Origin of the sequence: Pseudoalteromonas sp. US3C1004 (genome assembly GCF_048401065.1) — a bacterium.
Taxonomy (GTDB): Bacteria; Pseudomonadota; Gammaproteobacteria; order Enterobacterales; family Alteromonadaceae; genus Pseudoalteromonas; species Pseudoalteromonas undina.
Genome location: NZ_CP183073.1, coordinates 2,554,110 through 2,576,459, shown reverse-complemented (window position 1 = coordinate 2,576,459; position 22,350 = coordinate 2,554,110). Strand labels below are relative to the sequence as shown.

Below are 22,350 nucleotides of genomic sequence, written 5' to 3'. Positions count from 1 at the left end.
TATAAGTTAATTTTTCACGTCATCTTCGTGAAGATCTTTAAACAGCTCCCCTTGGGGATGCTCAAAAAATTCATCTTCTTCTTCATCTACAACCAGCATTTGATCTTGCGCGGTGGTTTCTTCAATGCGCGGATCCATCGTAGCGGCCAGTGGCGAGTTTGTAACATCGGATGTACCGACCACATAATCACTGGGTTCTGGCTGTTCAACTTTTTGTTTAGAGTTAATAAAGGTTAGTAGTAAGTACATAGCCACGGTTAATAGCGAAATTGACGCATACAATGCTTGGTGACCAAAGTAGGTCATCAGCTGTGCGTTAACTGTTGAGCCTATTGCTGCACCGGCGCCAAAAGCGACTAATAATGCAGATGATACGCCTACGCGCTCTTCGTCCTCAACCCGCGAATTAGCTAGCGCAGAACAAAGCGGATATAAAGTAAACGCAAATAAACCAAAGATAAAAGTGAGTATGTAAGCTGTTAGTTGTGAAGTAGGCAATAAAAACAATGCCAAACTTACAACACCGATAGCTGCTGCATTAGTTCGAATTAACACACTACGGCGAACGCGATCAGAGAGCATCCCCATTGGCCACTGGGCTAGCAAACCAGCAAAAATAGTCACCGACATAAAAATAGCAATTTCTGCGGCGCCAAAGCCAGATAGTTTAGCAAATATAGGCGCTAGGCCATAAAAACTACCATTGATAATGCCTGCAAAGTGCACCGCAGTAAGCGACTGTGGCACTTTTTTAGCGTAATCAAACAGACTCATTTTTATCGGTTTTAACGGTTTTGGGTGAATTCTGCGAGTGATAGAAATTGGAATAATACCGATAGCCAATGCCATGCACACTAAAAATAGCGGTGCATACCCTAGCTCAGGAAATTGTGCGAGCGCTAGTTGGCCTAAAATCATCCCTAAGTAAGAGGTGATCATATAAAAAGAGAAGACTCGCCCGCGAGATTCAGGCGCTGATTGTTCGTTTAGCCAGCTTTCTAGCACCATGTAATTACACATCATCCCTAAGCCAACAAAAAGCCTAAGGCCTAACCATATATATAGATTGTCGCTTACTCCGTGTGCGGCCACACAGGCTGTCACTGCAGCGGTACTTGCGGCAAAGGTTCTGATGTGACCCACCGATTTAATTAAATGATAGCCAAGTTTTGAACCCAGTAATAAGCCAAGGTAATAACACGAGGTCATTAGGCCTATCCAAAACGTAGACGTGTCTTGTTTACCTAAGTAAAGGGCTAAATAGGTTGTAAGTAAGCCGGTACCAATAATTAAAAATAAATTGGCAAAATACAGTGATGGAAATGATTTCATTAAGATGCAAATTATGAGCTAAGACAACTAGATACTAGAGCAAGCATGAAGGTTTTCCAAGCTGTAAAAAATGTGCTCTGTAATAATGAACACTCAGTATAAGAATATAGAGCGGTCGATAAATTATTTATTGATAAAAATAGCTTTGGATAAAATAGCGATCTAAAAAATCGGACGGTTAAGTGCGATGCTAGAATAGCGAGTGTATTGCGGGTATTATGCATAAAGATAATTTTCAGCATTACTTACTCTTTAGAGAGGCGCTAATGGCAGCAGTAATATTTTTTGGAATTAAAAATGACCAGTGATAATCAAGCTATAAATAAGCGTAAAAAGAATAATCCGCTTATCGAAATCGTATTTAATATCATCATACCTTCAGTCATTTTAATGAAATTTTCAGGGCCTGAATATTTAGGCAGCGTGATTGGCTTAATTGTGGCGCTTATATTCCCTATTAGTTACGGTATTTATGATTTTATAAAAGCGGGCTCATTAAATTTTATTTCACTTTTGGGCTTTTTAAGTACTTTGCTTACCGGTGGTATTGCGCTGTTTGAGCTTAATGTTGAGTGGTTAGCAATTAAAGAAGCGGCTATACCAGCAATCATTGGTTTTACCGTGCTGATGTCGGGCTTTTTTGGTAAACCCTTGCTAGCCAAGCTCTTATTAAACTCACTTTTATTTAAGTTAGACACTATTTACGATGCCCTTGCTGAGCGAGGCAATACGCAAAACTTTAAACAAAAGATTACTAATGCTAATTACTTATTAGCACTGACCTTTGTGTTTTCATCAACGATGAATTACCTCTTAGCTAAATGGATTGTTACTAGCCCAGCAGGTAGCGTGGAATTTAACGAGCAACTTGGTGAAATGACGCTATTGAGTTATCCAGTGATCGCGATTCCATCTATGATAATGCTGATTGGAATTTTTATTTATGTGATTAAAGTGCTGACCAAGCTGACCGGTATGAAGTTTGAAGATATGGTAAATGCCGAGTAGATAAAACGCATAAAAAAACCGTTGCTTAACAACGGTTTTTTTTGCTATCAATATTTACTTGTAGTGAGAGTAAAGTTGGTAATTAGTTCTGTGGTACGGAATAAGTTTATAGTTTGGTTGTAAAAAAGTGACTAAGTCGGTGAGTTCAGATACGGTCATGGTATCGTTAAATACCGTCATTTTTGAGCTGCCATCTTCATTTCTGGCGTCGGGTCTATAAGGCCTAGAAAACCGATGTGAGGGGTTGATCACTGACGTGACCAGCTCAGCATAAGTAATTATTTTGGTTTTATTACCTCCTAGCTTAATAGAAATATCGTCATGTTTTGTTACGCTGCTATCTTCAACGCCTGCAAGGGTGTGACATGCCAAGCACTTATATTTTAAAAACACGGTTTTGCCTTGTTCTGCATTCCCCTCTGGCAAGCTAAAACCTCGTGGAGAATCAACTCCTTTATCACAGCCTGTGAGTGCAATTAAACACACGATTAGTGGAGTGTATTTCATTAGAGCTCCTGTATTCTCAAATTAATTTTACGCATTACTAACGCAAATTCATTTGCGTCAACAAATGATTCTTTTAAGAAATAGCCTAATTTGAGTGTAGTCAAAGAGTGGCGAATAGCCTAATTGTTGTGCATATATGCTCAAGGAGAATAACTAAAGAGTTGAATGATAATTAATGATGGAATGAAACATCACAAGCATGAAAAAGCCCAGCAACTTGCTGGGCTTCGTAAACTAAACGTTTATCTAAAATATTAACTGTTCAATTGACCAGTAGATGATTCTATATGGGCACGCACAAACCACTGATATTGCTCAAGCTCTGCAAGTTGCGCAATGATCATATCTTCAGATACCGGATCAAGCTCACCGAGTGACTCAATAGCTTTACGGTGATCACCGTTAACGCCGTTATATACTTTGTCTAAGGCGGCTAGGTGTTCAGTTACTAAACCTTTGCCGATGGCGTAATCTTCCCATGTACGACGATCAACAATCGATTTTGGTGTACCAACCGGAACGCCGCCTAAAGTGGCAATACGTTCTGCTATGGTGTCGGTCATTTCACGCACGGTTTCAACTTGTGGGTCTAGCATTTCATGTACGCCAATAAAGTTTGGACCTACTACATTCCAATGAATATGTTTTAAAGTTAGCTGTAAATCAATTAGCGCTACCATGCGATCTTCTAGAACAGATATTGCTTTATTTGCTGATTCGTTTTCTACACCGGGAGCGGTAAATTCAGCGACTTTGTTTGCATTATTACTGTTACTCATTATTCCTCCTGCTATTTTAAAATAGTGTTCGCTTTACTCAAGTGAGTGTTTTAATTGCGATAACGAACACGTCTTGTACTAATAGAAGCAATGGGCATGCCGATAGATTATTTGATTTAAGTAATTGAAATTTAAAAGTTTAATTTTTATTTAATAAAGTTTTAAGAAGTGTTTAGCTCAAAGGGTATGAAAAATATGCACTTTTTTGTAAATTCTGCAAAATCGAAGTGCTAAAAATTGTTAGCAAATAGCTTGCTCTTTATAGTTGTTCTAATGAAGGTATTATCATTGTTGATTAATGATCTGTTACATATACTCAACCCAAAGATCTATTAAAGGAGAAGTGTATGCTGAGGTTTTTTTCCATCGAGCAAGGAGTGATCAAAGAGTTAGAGCCGTTGCCCGATACTCCTGTTGAAGTATCCATAAGGAATGCACATTGGATTGATACTATTAATCCAACACCGCAGGAGCAAAATGCGCTTGCAAAAACGCTCAATATAACTTTTCCTGATTCGGTCGATGTAGAAGAGATTGAAACGTCGTCAAGGTGCTTTATCGATAGCGAAGGTTTGCATGTACATGCATTGTTTATGTCACCTAACGAAGGACGGTTCAATACTGTGACTGTAGCTTGTTTGTTGCAAAACAATTGTTTACTTACTATTCGTGATGAGGAACTGGCTGACTTTAGACTATTGCGCTTAAGAGCGCGCAAAGGTCAGGTGGCATGTGATACGGCAAAACAGTTATTAATTACTTTATTTGATCAAAAAGTTGAAAACCATGCTGATATGCTTGAAGACATGCATCATCAATTAGAGAAGCTTAGCGCATATGTACTTGAAGAAGATAACTCAGACCTAGAAGAAGCGGTTGGTCGCATAGCTCGTTTAGAAGATGCTAATGGTAAAGTGCGTTTATGTTTAATGGATACTCGACGCAATATTTCGTTTTTAATACGTCGTTTAGGCGCGCAAAATGATGAGCGCGAGTCACTTCGAGAAATCGTACTTGATATAGAAACCTTAATGTCACACTGTACCTTTTTGTTTGATAAAATAAACTTTTTGATGGATTCAACGCAGGGCTTTATTAATATTGAACAAAATCAAATTATCAAAACTTTCTCTATTGCTTCAGTGGTTTTCTTACCGCCTACAGTAGTGGCTAGTGTGTATGGTATGAATTTTAATATAATGCCAGAGTTACATTGGGAATGGGGTTATCCATTTGCAATTGGCATTATGTTGCTGTCGGGCTTCGCCCCTTATTTATTTTTTAAACATAAAGGGTGGTTGTAATACTTTAATGTTGCAAGCTGAGCGCTCAAACCATTAACCGGGATACTGATGTGCTTTTAATACTTCAAGCGGAATAATGTCGAGCGCTTTTTGGTTTGTCGCTTCAAGTACCACAGGAGGAGCAACGTTCGCAGCAATGGCATGATACCAACGAGTCGCACATAAGCACCACTTATCGCCAGTTTTTAAACCAGCAAAATCATACAAAGGATTTGGGCTAATTAAATCGTTGCCTTGCGCCTTGGAAAACTGCAAAAATTCGTCGGTCATAATGGCGCATACACTATGATTGCCAAAGTCTGAATCTGGTACATAACAAAATCCCTCACGGGTATAGCCACCGTTGCCACAGCAAAGTTGTAAGCGAGTTCCTAGTACATTTAATTGATTAGCCATATGAAAACTTACCTTGTAATAACCATTAAAAGCAGGGTGTTTACCATAACAGGCTGTTAGTGACTTAGCTATCTATGCTGTTAATTTTATATATCTGTTAAGTGAGTAAAAACTGCATTTGGCAAAGCTAAATACAGTTTTCACTAAAGAAGAATATTTACGAGAGCAGTGCTGCAGCTAAACGTACAAAATCAGAAGACGTTAAAATACCTACTAGCTGACCTTGCTCGCTAACAACGGGCATGCAACCGTGGCGATTATCTACAAAAAATTTAACGACATCTGATAGCGGCTGCTCTGGGGTTACACTAATAAAATCACTCACCATAATATCTTCTACTTTTGTGAGTTTTTCTTTGCGTTGTAATGCATTAGCACCAAACGTTGCCATGATACCCATGACTTTGGCGACCATTATTTTTTGTGTGAGCATACCGACAAATGCGCCGTTTTCGTCAATAACAGGAATATGGCGAACGTTTTTTTCTTTCATTAAATTATGTGCGTCATGCAAAGTGCTTTTTACGTTCACTGAAAATGGGTTCGCTGTCATTAAGTCTGTAACGTTTTGACTCATGTTTATTCCTTTATATTATCTGTGGTGTATCAGCTTATATTAGCGCTATTTTTAAGCTTTGCACCTTATTCAGATCAAGGTTTTTACGGATTTTATAAACTGAGGGAGAAGAGGCAACACTTAATTAAATGCCAAAAAGCATTTAATTAAGTGATAAAACTACAGGTAAATATTATTCATAACCACGTGGTGTTTTTGTTTTAATAACAGCAATGTATCCATGCCAACTAGCGTAACTAAGTAGTGGCATAATAATAATAAATCCAGCGGCACCTGCAGCAAAGCCCAACGCTACTAGTACAAATATACAAATTGACCACACTACCATAGCTGCAAAGTTTTCTTTAACTGCGTGGATTGAAGAAACGACTGCGGTCATTATATCAACGCGTCTTTCCATCATAATTTGCGGCGTAAATGCAGAAATTGAAAACACACTGACCAGCAAAATTCCACCGATAATGCTGCCTATAGTTAAAAACGCAGAAAGTTCTTCAAAGGTGGGGTTTACATGGTTTGGGTATAACGCATGCACAATTGCAGCTAGGCGCATCCAAATAATCATAATTACCATGAGTAATACCGCAAAACCCCATTCACCTACAGGGTTACGAAACATTGATTTTAATGAATGGCTTAATGTAGGTTTGTGGCCTTTTTCAAGTTCCCAGGCTACATCGTATAAGCCAACGGCGAATACCGGACCGATTAAAGCAAAAGCAACGGTTGCAGGTAAAATAGCTAAGTGGCTGTCGGTAAGTACAACAGAGTAAACAATCGCTACCGGAATAAGCGTGAAGATTAAACCGTAAATTAAACTCAACATGGGCGCGCGCGCCATATCTTTAAACGCTAACGAAAGCCAATGAAAAGCGGCAAATGTATTTACTTTGTTGCACTCTAAACAACGTGCGAATTTAGTGTCTTTGTCTATTGTGTTTGTAGTTGGCATAAAGATGCTCCTTTTTTAGTCACCTTTTAGGTTTAGAACATAGATGTTTTATTTACAACTCATAAACAACTTATACGATTGATTTAGTCGCATTGTTCATTTGTTAGTCATTTTTGTTGGGTTAGCTATTTTGTTTATTTAAATCTATGTTTGAGCACGTACTTAAAAAGTGGGTTCGTATTTCTTTTCCACAGTGGTAATCTAAGCCCTGAAGCTAATTTTAAGAGACCGTAATGAAGGAAAATAAACAACAATTTCAAGGATCTTTACTGGGTAGCAAACGGTTTTTACCTCTGTTTGTGACGCAGTTTTTCTCTGCTTTAAATGACAATGTATATAAGCAATCAATCCTACTTATTTTAATTTTTCAGGCTGCTACGGTAGCTGATGGTGCCTTTTATTCTAATTTGGCGGCAGGATTATTTATTTTACCGTTTTTTCTATTTTCAGGCATGGCAGGGCAAATTGCAGAAAAGTTGGAAAAATCAAAACTAATCAGCATCGTAAAGTTTTGCGAAATACCTATTATGCTGGTGGGCGTAGTATCGATTTTAACCGAGCAGGTTTGGTTAATGTTAGGTACTGTATTTTTAATGGGTTTACAAAGCACTTTTTTTGGACCGCTTAAGTACTCTATTTTACCGCAGCATGTGGCCCCAAATGAATTAACTAAAGCGAATGGACTGGTGGAGTCGGGTACTTTTGTAGCAATTTTATTGGGCACGGTATTTGGCACCTATTATATAACCCAATCAGCGGGCCCTATTTATATCAGTATCGCAATAGTAAGCCTTGCAGTTATTGGCTTTTTAAGCAGTCGATTTATTCCTAAAAGTGCAGCCAATGATGCTAATTTAAAAGTATCGATTAACCCTATTACTTCAACCAAAAGTGTTTTTAATGCGCTTAACGCACAAACCGAGTCGGTGGGTAAGTCAGTATTAGGGATCAGCTGGTTTTGGCTTATTGGTGCGGTGATACTAACGGCGCTCCCTAACTACGTAAAACATGTTATGGGAGGCGATGAGTTGGTGGTGACGGCTGCTTTAGTGGTGTTTTCGTTGAGTATTGCATTAGGATCTTTATTGTGTGAAAAGCTATCGCGATCACGTATTGAGTTGGGTATTGTGCCTTTTGGTGCACTGTTAATTACCTTATTTTTATATTTATTAAGTCAAGAACCTGGTATTGAATCTTATCGTTTAGTTAATGAGTTGCAGCTTACTCTTGAGCAAGTAATTAATACTGGCGATATGCTATGGCATTTTGTTTGGATGGCAGGAATTGGTATTGCCGCGGGGTTTTATACGGTACCTTTGTATGCACTCATTCAGCAGCGTACTCACCCCGATAGCCGTTCACGAGTAATTGCAGCTAACAATGTGTTAAATGCATTGTTTATGGTTGGCAGCGCCGTTTTAAGTATTGTTACTTTAACGCTATTACACTGGGATATTTCACAATTACTGTTGTTATTAGCAGGGCTTAATTTACTAATATCGCTGTACATATACACCAAAGTACCGGAGTTTTTCTTACGTTTTATTATCTATATTTTAGCGATTTGTATGTATCGCGTGCGCACTAAAGGCGAGCTCAATATTCCCGATGAAGGGGCTGCGGTGGTGGTAAGTAATCATGTTAGCTTTGTTGATTGGATGTTTATTTTAGCGGCGTCACCTAGGCCAATTCGATTTGTTGTATTTGCACCTATTTATTATTCACCGGCACTTAATTGGTTGTTTAAAATGGCCAAAGCTATCCCAATTGATAGTCAAAAATCAAATCCCAAGGCGTTTAATAAAGCTTTTGATGACATTGCACAAGCATTGGAACGTGGTGAGTTAGTGGGTATTTTTCCTGAAGGAAAGCTCAGCGGTGATGGCAAAGTTGATGTGTTTCGCCGTGGTATTGAAAAAATAATTCAGCGCACGCCTGTGCCTGTTATCCCAGTTCATTTAGATGGATTATGGGGCAGTATGTTTAGTCGAAAAACTAAATGGCGACTACCTAGACCCAAATGGTCGTTGGTAAGCGTAGCGATTGGTGAGCCGGTTGCGTCTGAAAATGTGAGTGCCGATGACTTACGTGATCGAGTACTTGCTTTAAAGTAGCTTAGCAATAAAAAAGCGCTGCAATTAATTGCAGCGCTGTGGTTGTGTTACTTAATGGTTATTAACGGTCTAAATTCATTACTTTAGTCCATGCTTTAACAAAGTCTTCTACAAACTTTTGTTTTGATGTATCAAAGGCATACACCTCAGCAACTGCACGTAGTTCTGAATTTGAACCAAAAATCAGATCAACCGAAGTGGCGGTGTACTTTTGCTCACCTGATTGACGATCAAAGCCTTGATAAATGCCAGCATCAGACGATTTTTTCCATACCGTCGACATATCTAACAAGTTAACGAAGAAATCGTTATTTAGTGTACCTGGCTTGTCGGTAAATACGCCGTAGTCAGTGCCTTTATAGTTTGCATCAAGTGAGCGTAAGCCACCGACTAATACAGTCATTTCAGGGACTGTTAGGTCAAGCTGATCCGCTTTATCAATCAGCATTTCAGTTGGTGATTTATAGCTTTTCTCTGCATCAAAATAGTTTCTAAAACCATCGGCAGGCAACTCTAATAAGCTAAATGCATTAACGTCAGTTTGTGCTTGTGTAGCATCGCCACGGCCAGCATTAAACGGCACGTCTACTGAGTAGCCTGCATCTTTGGCTGCTTTTTCAATCGCTGCATTACCACCAAGCACAATTAAATCAGCAAGCGATACATGGCTTTTGCTAAATAAGCTGTCGTTAAAGTCAGCTTGAATCGCTTTTAATACTTTAAGTACCTTTGTGGTTTCTGCTGGATTATTTACTGCCCAATCTTTTTGTGGTGCTAGCGCAATACGTGCGCCATTGGCTCCGCCGCGCATATCTGAATCACGGTAACTGGCAGCCGATGCCCATGCTACACGTACTAACTCAGGTACACTTAGGTTTGAGTCTAAAATAGCCGTTTTAAGCTCTTTTACTGCACCAGCATCAATGTTTGATTTAGTCTTTGCTGAAATAGGGTCTTGCCAAATTAAGTCTTCTTTTGGTACTTCTTTACCTAAAAAGTTACGTGGTGGTCCCATATCTCGGTGAGTTAATTTGTACCATGCTTTAGCAAATGCAAGTTGATACTCTTTTGGGTCATTTAAAAAGCGTTCAGCAATTTTGCGATATTCAGGATCAAATTTTAATGCTAAATCGGCAGTGGTCATTACCGGTGGGTTAAATTTCCCTTTAACGTGCGCATCAGGTACTGACTTATGTAATGATTCATCTGTTGGGATCCACTGAATAGCGCCAGCAGGACTGCGAGTTTGTTTCCACTCAAAGTTAAGTAGGTTGCTTAAGTATAATGATGACCAGCGAGTAGGTGCTTGTGTCCATGCGCCTTCTAAACCACTAGATACGGTATCTTCAGAGTGACCTTTACCACATTTGTTTTTCCAGCCTAAACCTTGCTCTTCAATACCTGCTGCAGCAGGCTCTGCACCCACACAGTCTTTAGGTTTGTGCGCACCATGCATTTTACCAAAGGTGTGACCACCGGCGATAAGTGCTAGGGTTTCTTCATCGTTCATCGCCATGCGAGAAAACGCAACACGAATATTTTTAGCTGAGCCAATAGGATCAGGAACCCCTTTAGGCCCTTCTGGGTTTACATAAATTAAACCCATGTGTGTTGCACCCAATGGGCGTTCTAGTTTGCCGCTGGCATCTTCACGGTCGCTGGCAAGCATTTCTACTTCAGGACCCCAGTAAACCATGTCTGGTTCCCAATCGTCAGTACGACCACCAGCAAAACCATAGGTTTCAAATCCCATGTTTTCTAAGGCAACATTACCGGCTAATACGATTAAGTCTGACCATGAAAGGGCTTCACCGTATTTTTGTTTAATTGGCCAAAGTAAACGGCGCGCTTTATCCAAGCTTACGTTATCTGGCCAGCTATTAAGCGGTTCAAAACGTTGTTGACCACCGCCAGCGCCACCACGGCCATCAAGCGTACGATAGGTACCTGCACTGTGCCAGGTCATACGAATAAAAAATGGACCATAGTTACCAAAATCTGCCGGCCACCAATCTTGAGATTGAGTTAGCAGAGCGTCGATATCACTTTTTACAGTGTCTAAATCTAGGCTGTTAAATGCCTCTGCATAATTAAAGTCACTACCGTAAGGGTTTGAACGTAGATCATGATCGCGAAGAGGAGATAGGTTAAGTTGATCTGGCCACCAAAATTGGTTGGTTCTGGTTGCACCCATTTTTGCCTCACCCATGCCTACAGCACCTTGTGGCTTAGACATTTGTGGTTTTTCTTGACTAAAAGCAGAGCCAGACATAAGTGCCATACTTATAAATCCAACAAGCGCTTTTTTTGTAAATGATCGGTTTTTCATTGTCAGCTTCCTTAAAGTTAACGAATTTCGTTATATACAAAGCGTATAAAAAATAGGGTCTACTCATTTAAAAACAGTAGGCTAAAACTTCATTCAAGTTGTTGTTAAATGAGCCTGAATGCACTAAGCAGTGCGAATAGTATAGTAAGGAGGCTAAAAACCGTGTGTGAAATAAAGCGATTGATACAATCTATAAAGGTGATTCATTAAAGTTAAATGATTAAATAAACAAATCACTAATGAGCTTTGAAAGAGGGGCAGACATAAAAAAGCCCAGCGTAGGCTGGGCTATTAGATTAAAGTGAGTGCTATTGAGTTTTCATTAATTTACTGGTGATCACACCTGAGGTCATGGAGCCCGACACGTTGAGTGCAGTGCGCGCCATATCTATTAATGGTTCAATAGAAATAAGTAAAGCCACTACCTCTATAGGTAGTCCCATGGTCGGTAATACAACCAACGCTGCGAAGGTAGCACCACCGCCAACACCTGCAATACCAAACGAACTAATAACCACAATACCAATTAGCGGTAAAATAAACTCAAATGTAAGTGGGTCAATCCCCACACTTGGCGCAACCATCATCGCAAGCATAGCAGGGTAAATACCAGCACAACCGTTTTGACCTATAGTGGCACCAAAAGAAGCCGATAAATTAGCGATTGCAGGTGGCACTTTTAACTGGTTAATTTGCACATCAACATTCATAGGAATAGATGCCGCTGAGCTACGTGAGCTAAAAGCAAAGGTAAGCACAGGCCAAATTTTTTCAAAGTAATTTTTTGGATTAACGCCCACTAAGCTAAGCAATAAACCATGCACAACAAACATTAGTAAAATAGCCACGTAAGAAGCCACAATAAAGGCGAGTAAATTTAAAATATCGCTACTGCTTGAGTTTGCCACAACGCTTGCCATTAGGCCCGCAACACCATAAGGCGTTAATGCAATTACCATGCGAACTAAGCTCATTACAGTAGCTTGTAGGGCGTTTACACCGTTACGAATTGGGCTAGCAAGTTCTGTTTTTTCAAGCATTACTTTACGTGCAGCTATACCAACAAGTACACCAAATATAACCGTGGCAATAATAGAGGTTGAACGTTGATTACTTAAATCCGCAAATGGGTTTTCAGGGATAAAGCTCAGTAGCATTTGCGGCACACTTAAGTCGGCTACATTCGCGGCTTTGCTTTGTAGGGTGTCCATTCTTGCGGCTTCACGAGTACCCGAAACAAGCCCTTCAATACTCAAGTCAAATCCATACGTTACAGCAATACCAATTAGCGCTGCAATTGCGGTGGTAAACAGTAAAACAGAGATACTAATAAAGGATATTTTCCCCAGTGAGCCTTGGTTCTCAAGCTTAACCACAGCGGCAATCATAAAGACCAATACCAATGGCATAATGATCATTTTTAGTAACCCGACATAGCCTTTACCTACTATGCTTACCCAGCTGAGTATTTCTTTAATGGTTTCTGGGGAGTGGGCAAACAAAAACTGTAGGGCTAAACCAAAGGCGCTACCAAGCACTAAACCAAATAAAACGGTACGAGATAAAGAGCTGCTTTTTTGCGAAACAAGATAGATGGCGAACAGCAAACCGACAAATAATGCCAACATTAATAATACAGCAAGCGACATGGTACCCTCTTTTATAGCTGTGAATTAGCGCGGCACTTTAACGCTTTGTAAGACGTTAACAAAATACGCTTTCGCTATGGGATAGAATTAAAATGAATATAGTAATAATATTAAAGTATAACGAATGAGCACATTATTGAAAAAATCAGCCCATATGATTGTATTTTCTTCAAATTATGGGACTTACTATAGATCGTAAGCCTTGTTTAAAGCGTAAGTCTGATACGAATTAATTGGTCAACGTGTTCACTTTAGTTTTATTTAAAGATAGGGAGTAAAGGTATGTTAAAGGCAATAATGGCGCTGGTGATGGTTTTAGTGGTTAGCGGGTGTTCAACCCAATATCCAAACCAAGCATTACTGGGTAAGCAATTTCCCACCGTTAGCGGAGAAAGCTTAGAGCAACAGTCATTCACCATTCCTGATGATTTTAATAACCCAAATACGTTGTTATTAATTGGATATAAACAAGATAGCCAGTTTGATATTGATCGTTGGCTTATTGGTTTAGATATGAGTGCAGTTGATGTGACTGCCTATGAGTTGCCAACCATTCAGGGTATGCTTCCTCGTATGTTTAGTACCTTAATTGATAGCGGTATGCGTAAGGGGATCCCAAAAGAGTTGTGGGGTGGGGTGATCACAATTTACGAAGATGGCGATAAAGTTCAGGCATTTACTGGCAACGAAAATCCTAATAACAGCCGTGTGATACTGCTTGATGAGAGTGGCAAAATTATTTACTTTTACGACCGTGGTTTTTCTGTATCAGCATTAAATAATTTAAAAGCGGTTTTGGAAAAGCAATAAACTACAGGTTAAATTAGCTGCTTTTGGGCACGCCATTATTAAGTTAGCGTGCCACGTTAAAAGTACTACTCGCTTACGTTATTTCTGCCTTTCTTTTTAGCTCTATAAAGGGCTAAATCGGCATTTTTTAATGCCTCATCAAAGCTTTGTTTTGCCGCTCTTTGCGCTACACCTATAGAAACCGTCACGTTTACCGTTTTGTTGTCACTTGGCTGTTTACCTTTACGAGATTTCTTATCGGTTCGTTTTGGGTTTCTGATCACCATGTCGTAGGTGGCAATATTTTCGCGCAGTGTTTCTAGTTCAGGGATTGACTGCTCGGCTGTTTTACGCGGGAACACCACCGTAAATTCTTCTCCACCATAACGGTAAATCTTGCCACCCCCTTTAATGCCAGCCATTTTAGCCGCCACTAGCTTTAACACTTGGTCGCCAATATCGTGGCCATAGGTATCGTTGAATTTTTTAAAGTGGTCAATGTCGAGCATAGCAACGGTGTATTTTCGCCCTAATGATAAAGCAAGCTGATTAAGTGCTCGCCGCGTTGGTAAGCTGGTTAAATCGTCTCTATAGGCTAAATAATAAGAGTCTGTACTTACTGCCAATAAATACAAAGAAGCCATAAGCACGGCTATTACAGACCAAGGAAAATCAATAATGTGTTGCTGATTAAGGCACCACACAATAAAAGTAATTAATAAGGCGGTTTGAGTCAGGTTATGGGCTCTCAAGCTTTGCCAAATAAGCAAGCCGCCAATTATTGAAAGCGGTAAAACAATGTGTAAATAAGGAAGCCGCTGAGTATAAAAAGAAGATTGTATTGTTAGTTCTTGCAAGTGTTGGCTCAGTGCTAACCAAGCAAATGCAGCACCGCCACAGACAATAACGAGTAAACTGCGAGTTACTGTGTGTATTGATAAGAGCGCTCTATCTTTTATAACTGCTAATAGCATTAATAAACTTGTAGCGCATAATAAGGTCCAGTCAGGTTGCGCTTTGAGCCAGTCAGACCAAGGTAAAGCGTAGTCTAATGAAGATAAATAAAGCACCCAAAATGCGCAAAGTAATGCAACTCGACTTCGATTAAACTGAGTAGCAAATACAGCAGTAATAACCAGTAATGGATAAACAAGATTATTAATAAGAGAGAGCTTACTTTGCCATTGAGCTTGAAACTGAACTAATAATAAAAATAAGCCACATAGACCTAAAAGGCTCAAAGAAGTTGATTTAACTCCTGCTAATTTTAACAACCTATGCTCCAAAGACCGATGTCTAAAAAATAAAGGCTTATTGTATTCATATTGAAAAATATTACTACTTTAATGCTTGTTAATTATTTAAAAACAATACTTTAAAACTAATTTTGGCGGCTTTTATCGACACTTTTTAGCCAAATGTATGACATTTTAGCAAATGTAAATATAGTAAGTTAATTAAACCTATTACCCAGAGTTCAGGTTATTTAATTAGTTGGCGAATATCGCTTCCTGTTGGTGCTTCATGGGCACGTAACGAAAAGGCGGGTAAAACCGCTAATATATGATCAAATATATCTGACTGAATATTTTCATATTCACCCCAATTAGTGGTATTGGTGAATGCATAAATCTCAATGGGTAGACCTTGGGTTGTTGGCGCTAATTGCCTTACCATTAAGGTCATACCTTGATGAATATGTGGGTGCTGTTTTAATAGCGCGACCAAATAGTGACGAAATGTACCCACATTAGTTAGCCTGCGGCCATTTAAAGTGCAGCTCATATCTACTTTTTTAGTGATGTTTTGCTCCTCAATAACCAATAGCGTACTTTCAAGGTACTCACTTAGTAAATCGGCTTTTTTAAGGGCAACAACTGCGGCTTCGTCTAAAAAGTGCACACTACTCATTTCAAGGTGAATGCTGCGTTTTATTCGGCGTCCGCCAGAGTCTGACATACCGCGCCAATTTTTAAATGAGTCGGAGATCAAGGCATAAGTAGGAATAGTGGTAATGGTTTTATCCCAATTTCTTACCTTTACCGTGGTTAACGCAATATCAATAACATCACCGTCGGCACCGTATTTTGGCATTTCTAACCAATCACCTACCGCTAGCATATTATTGGCAGAGAGCTGAATACCCGCTACTAGGCCTAAAATAGCGTCTTTAAATACCAGTAATAATACCGCAGACAGAGCGCCTAAACCGCTTAGTAAAATTAACGGTGATTTATTCATTAACAATGAAACGGCTAAAATGGCAGTTAATACACTGGCAATAAGCTTAATTGTTTGCAAAAAACCGCGCAGCGGAAAGTGAGCGCTCAAGGGGCGCTTATCGGAAATTGCTTGAAATATATCCAGTAAAGAAAATAGCGAAAGTAAGGCAAATAAAATGATCCATTGATCGGTGATCATTTGAATCAAATACAAAAAAGTGGTGCCTTCGGGTACCCACAGTTGCGCCTGAATAACAACGACCGCTCCTTGTAAAACAAATGAGATATTACGAGCGAGCTTTTTTGCTGAATATAAAGGACTTTTGCTATCGGGTTGCGCAGCTTGTTCGCTAAAGCGGTTTTTAACTAAACGCTGAGAAACCAGCCTTAAAATGAGGTGTAATATTAATGCAAATATCGCAATCCAAGCCAATACAATCAGGTCGTACCATAAAAATGGGCTTCCCGGAAAATAATCGCCAAACCATTGCAGTAAAAAATCTCGCAGCTGTGCGCGTGTTCCTGTCATTAATACTCCATAAGGACGCTATTATTAATTACTGATTATTAGTTAAGCAGCTGCAATGTAAAAAGTCTATTTAAGACTTTTTACATTATGTAGTTACAGTTTACCATGCTCGAGTTGCTGGCTGAGTTCTTCAAAAATACTTGGATCATCTATGGTTGATGGAATTTGCAGTTCTTCACCATCAATTAACTGCCGCAGGTTTTTACGTAAAATTTTGCCAGAACGGGTTTTTGGTAATCGCTCTACACACATAATATTTTTAAGGCACGCAATAGCACCAATTTGATTACGCACGGTTTGCACCAATTGCTGTTCTACCTCTTTATGTGAGCCATGAAAATCATTTTTTAGCACCACCATCGCCATTGGGTTTTGCCCTTTTAACGCATCACTAATGCCAAATACTGCACACTCAGCCACAGCTGGGTGCGCGGCAACAATTTCTTCCATTTCACCGGTGGATAAACGATGCCCTGCAACATTAATCACATCATCGGTGCGACCCATAATAAAGAGGTAGCCATCGTCATCAATATAACCGCCATCACCAGATAAATAGTAGCCCTCATATTCAGCCAAATAACCTGCCTTAAAACGAGCCGTATTTTGCCAAATTGTCGGTAAGCATCCCGGTGGTAAAGGTCGCTTTATAACAACCGCGCCTTGTTCATTCGGAGCACATTCATCCCCATTCATATCTAAAATTCGTACATCAAATCCAGGTGTTGCAACTGTTGAGCTTCCTGCTTTTGTTGGCAGGTGTTCAATGCCAACAGGGTTACACGCAATTGCCCAGCCCGTTTCTGTTTGCCACCAATGATCAAGCACCGGTAAACCTGTTTTTTCTTTGAGCCAATCGTAGGTAGGTGGGTCTAAACGCTCTCCGGCTAAAAATAATCGTTTGAGACTAGAAGTATCGTATTGTTTAAAGCCATCGGCATTGGGGTCCTCTTTTTTAATCGCGCGAAACGCAGTGGGGGCACTAAATAGGGCATTCACTTTGTATTCTTCTACTACGCGCCAAAAAGCACTGGCATCGGGGGTTCTAACCGGTTTTCCTTCAAATAAAATAGTTGCGCATCGATACATAAGTGGCGCATACACAATATACGAATGACCCACTACCCAGCCAATATCAGAGGCGGCCCAAAATACGTCACCGGGTTTCATGCCGTATACGGTTTCCATACTGTAATGCATAGCAACCGCATGGCCGCCATTTTCACGCACGACACCTTTAGGTGTCCCTGTTGTGCCAGAGGTGTATAAAATATAAAGTGGATGATCGCCACTGACCGCAACGGGATCAACCGGTGTGGCTGTTTGCATTGCAACAGCCCAGTCAATATCACGTTCGGGCATAAGCGGTGCGGTGGCTTGCTCACGCTGATAAATAATACAGTGTTCAACTTTATAGCTAGCAGCTTCAACCGCGTTATCGAGTAATTCTTTGTACTCAATTACAGTATTAACTTCTACACCGCAGGAGGCACTGAGCACCAATTTGGGCTTGGCGTCATCAATCCGTACCGCTAATTCATGCGCTGCAAAACCGCCAAATACAACAGAATGAATAGCGCCAATTCGGGCACAGGCTAACATACCAATTACGGCTTCGGGGATCATGGGCATATAAATCACTACGCGGTCGCCTTTAGTCACTCCTAAAGACTGCATTACCCCTGCAAATTTAGCGACCTCTTGCTGTAGTTGTAAATAGCTATAACTGCGTTTGCTATTGGTAACCGGTGAGTCATAAATTAACGCTGTTTCATTACCATGCCCAGCGATGACATGCTGATCTACGGCTAAAAAACAGCTGTTAAGTTGGCCGTCTGCATACCAATGGTGCAGTCCTTCTTGATCTTGTGTGTATGCTGTTTCTGGAGCCTTGTACCAAGGAAAGCGTTTACTTTGCGATAACCAAAACGCTGCCGGGTCTTGTTTAAATTCGTTGTAATGTTGTTTATATTCACCTGACATAAAGGCTCCTGAGTCAAATTTAATCTAACTAAACTAAGCGCTTTTTATCAGCAGTGATATTCGACTATGGTCGGTTAAATAGTAAGCGATGCTTTTAGTTTTTGGCCAACGTAATGATTGTATAGAACTAAAAAGTTCCAACTAATGTAAAATGTTTCAGTAATTAATGAAGAGTAAATGGATATAAGAATGAATCAAATGGTCAGAGTAGGCGTTGCAGTAATAGTAATGCATGATAATAAAATTTTACTCGGTGAACGGATAGGCGCACATGGCGCAAATACGTGGGCAACCCCTGGAGGGCATTTAGAATTTGGCGAAACGGTTGAGCAATGCGCTGTGCGTGAAGTAGTAGAAGAGACAGGGCTCAATGTCACTAATATTCGTAAACTCGATTTTACCAACGATATTTTTAGCGCAGAGAACAAACATTATATTACCTTATATGTGCAAGCAGACTATGAAGGTGGAGAGGTTATAAATAAAGAGCCTCACAAATGTTTACAGTGGCGTTGGTGCGATATTAATGACTTGCCCGCACCTTTGTTTATCTCATTAAAAAATTATCTAGCACAGAATACCTTGCCCGCTGAGTATTAAAGGTTTTTTGGCATAGGAAGTTGCCATTTATTTAAAATTTGCTGATATTCACCACTTTCCTTGATGGCATTTAACCTATCGCTAATAATTTTTGCTGTGTGTGAGTCAAGCTGATTACTGGCTGCAAAATGCAAAGAAGAGGGTAACTCATCTAAATGGATGCGTTTTGAAATTAAATTAGGGTCGAGCCCAGTACGTTTTAATTCGTTTTCAAGTGTGAGCGTATTAGTAACAACAAAGTCGATGCGATCTTTATATAGCATTTTCCAGAGTTGCTGGTAATAACTGACTAATACTAGGTTTTCATTTTCAGTAAAACCTTTGGCTTCTAAATAGGCCTGCGCAGAGTAGCCGCGGATCGTAGCTACTTTGTATTCTTTAGCGAAGTTTAAATGAATCACTTCATCTTTATGGCTGCGTAAGCTAACTAGGTATGCGTCTGCAAAGTAAACTTTACCCAACCACTTAAATTGATGATGCCTGTTTGGTGTTTTTAGCAGTGACAGCATAATGGCATTAGGATTGGCTCGTTGCTGTTGAAACATGCGCGCCATCGGCATTATTTCAAACTTTGCGGTTAAAGCGGTGCCTTTTAATACTGCTTTAGCGATATCAACTAACGCGCCCTGTGTTTCACCTTGAGGGTTTTTAAAATGATAAGGCGGTAAATCTTCAGCGATAAAGGTAACAGGGGTGGCGTTGCAGAACGCACTATAAAAAACCAAAACAAAAACAGTTAACATCATACGCAAAAGCATAAATAATTGTCTTTAAAGCAATATCATGAGTCTAGTGTAAATAAAATTAGTAAAAAGGTATATGGTAAGTGTGTTTTTTAAGTAAAGGGAATGTTTAATTATTGTTTTTTATAAATTGGCGAGGTGAACAATGATACCAGCGCTTAAAAGCACGATTAAAAGAGCTTTGATCGTTAAATCCCAGCATAAATGCGATTTTATTTAATGAATAGTGGGGAATATAAGTTAATAAACGTCGTTTTTGCTCTGCTTCAAGCAACGCGGCAAACGTGGTTTTTTCTTTTTTTAGATGGCGCTGTACTGTGCGTGGCGTCATATTTAAGGCCGCAGCTGTCCTAAGTAAAGAGCAATCTTGTAAGTCGTGTTTTGACATTAAAATATGATTAATTTTTTCTGATAATAACTGCTGACTTTTAAACTGGGATAGCTGTTGCTCTGACATTTGCTTAAGCATTGCGTTGATTTGGCTATTATCGGTTTTAAAGGGCAGGGTTAAGTAATTACTTGGAAACTCGATTTGATTAAAGCTAGCTCCAGCTTTTACTGGGCAATTAAACCAATTAGTTAATCTGTGTTGTTCGGTGTTTGAAAAGTGTGTTGAAAAATACACACAGCTAGGTGAAAGCTCAGGATTAAGTAGTTGGCGTACCACACTGACCCATGCGGTCATATTTCGTAAAACAGCCTGTGAACTACATTGTGGATCGGCTACCCAAGTTACTTTACACCGTGTTTTTTGTTGCTCAAACTTGGCGCGACCAATATTAGCCACAAGGCTGTCGTAATTAAGTAGTGCAGTAATAGCACTGGCTAAATTAGTACTCGATTCAATTAAATACCCCAATACACCAAAATCAGCGGTGCGTATTTGTTTTCCTAATTCAAAGCCAAATAAGGGATCGTTTAACGCCTGTTGTGCATAGCCAAGCAACGCATTGTAGCTTTTTAAGCTGATACGCGGCGCCAATTGTTGTGACTGTTTATTGGTATACTCGTTAAAATCAATAGCGCTTAAAGCCACTTGGCTATCTAAGCCCTTGGCTTCAAGATAATCCAAACAGCTACAAAAGTAATGATCGGCTAAGGTTTTCATTTGTCGCCTAAAGCTAAAAAATAGTCATCTAATCGCAAGTTTGCCACGGCATATTTTTATATGCTAGTGATCTATAAAAATAATAGGGTGAAGGTCATGGTAAAAATAAAGGTTAAGCGTACTGTGGCAGCAACGCCTGAGCAAATACGCAGCGTATTACTAGCACATGCCGATTTAGGACGGTTTTTTAATGCCCACTTTACACTACTAACACCACAAGAGCCGGGTGAAATAACTGGCGGGAAAGGCACGATTAGAGAAATTAAAATGCAAGGCACTACCTTTAAAGAGCAAATAATAGCTGCAGATAACAGTCATATTAGTTACTGTATTATAGGCAGCAAGCCCGTTGCACAGCATCGTGGTGATATTTACTTAAATGCTAATAACAAAGAACCATCGCTCACTGAGGTTAATTACCATATTCGCTGCGTTGCACCTTTATGGCTACCCGATTTTATACTGGCTTTTTTTATAAAAAAAGATATTAGTCAAGCACTTAAAAAAATATCCCGTTACTTTCAGGAGCGTGTTGTATGAGCATTGAAATTATTTTACTTGCACTGAGCCCTATTTTTTTACTGTTTGTTGCTATTGAGTTTATTAAATTTAGGCGTTACTACGATATAAAAGACAGCTTTGCCAATGCGTTACTGGCTTTATTACACCAAGGTGCTGATGCTATTGCGTTAATTGTACTAATGCCGTTTTTTTACTGGCTGTATCAGTTTCGGTTATTTGATATTGAATTGACAGTACTAACTGTATTAGGTGCCTTTGTATTGCAAGACTTTTTATATTATTGGTTTCATCGTGCATCACACCATATACATTGGTTATGGGCCGCTCATGTCGTACATCATAGCTCTACAAAAATGAATTTTACTACTGCGTTTAGACAAAGTTTAATGTATCCACTTGCAGGTATGTGGCTGTTTTGGATGCCTATGATATTACTTGGTTTTGAGCCTGTGATTGTTTTTGCTGTGGTTGCCCTTAATTTGGCATATCAATTTTTTGTTCACACCCAAGTGGTAAAAAAGCTGGGTTGGTTTGAAAGCGTATTTAATACTCCATCACATCATCGGGTTCATCACGCTATTAACAATGGCTACTTAGATAAAAACTTTGCAGGGGTACTAATTGTTTGGGATAAGTTATTTGGCACATATGTAGAAGAGGATGAAAACAAGCCTTGTAAATACGGAATTATTGGCCAACTACACAGTAATAACCCAATCAAAATTACTTTTCATCAGTGGCAGCATCTCGTTAAAAGTACCTACAGGGCAAACGGGTTAAAAGCTAAATTAAAAGTTGTATTTGGTTATCCAACAAGCTCTCAAAGTAGTAATAAGTAAGCCTATTTTTGAATAAAAAAGCCAGGAGTAAATAGCATCACTCCTAGCTTATCTCACAGTAAAATTTA

At 39.5% G+C, this 22,350-nt stretch carries 20 protein-coding genes; 7 read left to right on the top strand and 13 right to left on the bottom strand.

The genetic code is table 11. From position 1 onward, the window contains the following. Positions 1-6: 6 nt before the first annotated feature. Positions 7-1,332 (bottom strand): MFS transporter, encoded by a 1,326-nt coding sequence (locus tag ACNSN3_RS12030; protein WP_418607507.1) that lies wholly within the window; start codon positions 1,330-1,332, stop codon positions 7-9. A 297-nt stretch (positions 1,333-1,629) separates the two neighbouring features. On the opposite strand from ACNSN3_RS12030, the gene ACNSN3_RS12025 reads away from it, so the two are divergent. Continuing rightward, positions 1,630-2,340, top strand: a complete 711-nt coding sequence (locus tag ACNSN3_RS12025; RefSeq protein ID WP_418607505.1) for a VC0807 family protein — start codon at positions 1,630-1,632, stop codon at positions 2,338-2,340. A gap of 54 nt (positions 2,341-2,394) precedes the next feature. Here ACNSN3_RS12025 and ACNSN3_RS12020 read toward each other — a convergent pair whose 3' ends face one another. Beyond that, positions 2,395-2,847, bottom strand: a complete 453-nt coding sequence (locus ACNSN3_RS12020) for a c-type cytochrome (RefSeq protein WP_418607503.1) — start codon at positions 2,845-2,847, stop codon at positions 2,395-2,397. Positions 2,848-3,101: 254 nt separating this feature from the next. After that, a complete protein-coding gene (gene dps, locus ACNSN3_RS12015) occupies positions 3,102-3,626 on the bottom strand; it encodes a DNA starvation/stationary phase protection protein Dps (RefSeq protein ID WP_054201878.1) in 525 nt (174 codons plus the stop codon). A 347-nt stretch (positions 3,627-3,973) separates the two neighbouring features. On the opposite strand from dps, the gene corA reads away from it, so the two are divergent. Then, entirely contained in the window at positions 3,974-4,930 is a 957-nt protein-coding gene (corA, locus tag ACNSN3_RS12010) for a magnesium/cobalt transporter CorA (protein WP_010387561.1), read from the top strand. A 33-nt stretch (positions 4,931-4,963) separates the two neighbouring features. On the opposite strand, the gene ACNSN3_RS12005 is transcribed toward corA, so the two are convergent. The 3 genes from ACNSN3_RS12005 to ACNSN3_RS11995 form a co-directional block, all read right to left on the bottom strand. Beyond that, complete coding sequence (locus ACNSN3_RS12005; RefSeq protein ID WP_418607501.1) at positions 4,964-5,326, bottom strand: DUF2237 family protein; 363 nt, start codon at positions 5,324-5,326, stop codon at positions 4,964-4,966. Between the two features lie 157 nt (positions 5,327-5,483). Next, a complete protein-coding gene (locus tag ACNSN3_RS12000; RefSeq protein WP_418607499.1) occupies positions 5,484-5,903 on the bottom strand; it encodes an HPP family protein in 420 nt (139 codons plus the stop codon). Between the two features lie 172 nt (positions 5,904-6,075). Further along, on the bottom strand, positions 6,076-6,855 hold the full coding sequence (locus ACNSN3_RS11995) for a DUF2189 domain-containing protein (protein ID WP_008111401.1): 780 nt from the start codon (positions 6,853-6,855) through the stop codon (positions 6,076-6,078). Between the two features lie 233 nt (positions 6,856-7,088). Between ACNSN3_RS11995 and ACNSN3_RS11990 the strand changes: the two genes are divergently transcribed. Beyond that, positions 7,089-8,969, top strand: a complete 1,881-nt coding sequence (locus ACNSN3_RS11990; protein ID WP_418607497.1) for an MFS transporter — start codon at positions 7,089-7,091, stop codon at positions 8,967-8,969. Between the two features lie 61 nt (positions 8,970-9,030). Here the strand turns inward: ACNSN3_RS11990 and katG are convergent, their stop codons facing one another. Further along, complete coding sequence (gene katG / locus ACNSN3_RS11985) at positions 9,031-11,298, bottom strand: catalase/peroxidase HPI (protein ID WP_418607495.1); 2,268 nt, start codon at positions 11,296-11,298, stop codon at positions 9,031-9,033. A gap of 308 nt (positions 11,299-11,606) precedes the next feature. After that, positions 11,607-12,947 (bottom strand): L-cystine transporter, encoded by a 1,341-nt coding sequence (locus tag ACNSN3_RS11980; protein WP_010387567.1) that lies wholly within the window; start codon positions 12,945-12,947, stop codon positions 11,607-11,609. 282 nt (positions 12,948-13,229) lie between these two features. Here ACNSN3_RS11980 and ACNSN3_RS11975 point away from each other — a divergent pair, with 282 nt between their 5' ends. Further along, the gene (locus ACNSN3_RS11975; RefSeq protein ID WP_010387570.1) at positions 13,230-13,757 is read left to right on the top strand and encodes a hypothetical protein; all 528 of its coding nucleotides are present in this window, start codon (positions 13,230-13,232) and stop codon (positions 13,755-13,757) included. A 65-nt stretch (positions 13,758-13,822) separates the two neighbouring features. On the opposite strand, the gene ACNSN3_RS11970 is transcribed toward ACNSN3_RS11975, so the two are convergent. From ACNSN3_RS11970 to ACNSN3_RS11960, 3 genes are all read right to left on the bottom strand, one after another. Then, positions 13,823-15,010, bottom strand: a complete 1,188-nt coding sequence (locus ACNSN3_RS11970) for a diguanylate cyclase (protein WP_418607492.1) — start codon at positions 15,008-15,010, stop codon at positions 13,823-13,825. 208 nt (positions 15,011-15,218) lie between these two features. Then, the gene (locus ACNSN3_RS11965; RefSeq protein WP_418607490.1) at positions 15,219-16,487 is read right to left on the bottom strand and encodes a mechanosensitive ion channel family protein; all 1,269 of its coding nucleotides are present in this window, start codon (positions 16,485-16,487) and stop codon (positions 15,219-15,221) included. Positions 16,488-16,580: 93 nt separating this feature from the next. Continuing rightward, positions 16,581-18,470: an AMP-binding protein gene (locus ACNSN3_RS11960; protein ID WP_418607489.1), complete on the bottom strand. Its 1,890-nt coding sequence runs from the start codon at positions 18,468-18,470 to the stop codon at positions 16,581-16,583. 189 nt (positions 18,471-18,659) lie between these two features. On the opposite strand from ACNSN3_RS11960, the gene ACNSN3_RS11955 reads away from it, so the two are divergent. Then, positions 18,660-19,070, top strand: a complete 411-nt coding sequence (locus ACNSN3_RS11955) for a nucleotide triphosphate diphosphatase NUDT15 (RefSeq protein ID WP_010387575.1) — start codon at positions 18,660-18,662, stop codon at positions 19,068-19,070. Here the strand turns inward: ACNSN3_RS11955 and ACNSN3_RS11950 are convergent. Both ACNSN3_RS11950 and ACNSN3_RS11945 read right to left on the bottom strand, forming a co-directional pair. After that, on the bottom strand, positions 19,067-19,828 hold the full coding sequence (locus ACNSN3_RS11950) for a substrate-binding periplasmic protein (RefSeq protein WP_109874165.1): 762 nt from the start codon (positions 19,826-19,828) through the stop codon (positions 19,067-19,069). The two genes, ACNSN3_RS11955 and ACNSN3_RS11950, sit on opposite strands and share 4 nt — an antisense overlap. A 94-nt stretch (positions 19,829-19,922) precedes the next feature. Then, positions 19,923-20,921 carry an AraC family transcriptional regulator gene (locus ACNSN3_RS11945; RefSeq protein WP_138570381.1) on the bottom strand — a complete coding sequence of 333 codons (999 nt, stop codon included), beginning with the start codon at positions 20,919-20,921 and terminating at the stop codon, positions 19,923-19,925. 96 nt (positions 20,922-21,017) lie between these two features. Here ACNSN3_RS11945 and ACNSN3_RS11940 point away from each other — a divergent pair, with 96 nt between their 5' ends. Then, complete coding sequence (locus tag ACNSN3_RS11940) at positions 21,018-21,461, top strand: SRPBCC family protein (protein WP_418607488.1); 444 nt, start codon at positions 21,018-21,020, stop codon at positions 21,459-21,461. Continuing rightward, the gene (locus tag ACNSN3_RS11935) at positions 21,458-22,282 is read left to right on the top strand and encodes a sterol desaturase family protein (RefSeq protein WP_418607486.1); all 825 of its coding nucleotides are present in this window, start codon (positions 21,458-21,460) and stop codon (positions 22,280-22,282) included. Before ACNSN3_RS11940 ends, ACNSN3_RS11935 begins: the two co-directional genes overlap by 4 nt. The last annotated feature ends 68 nt before the right edge of the window (positions 22,283-22,350 follow it).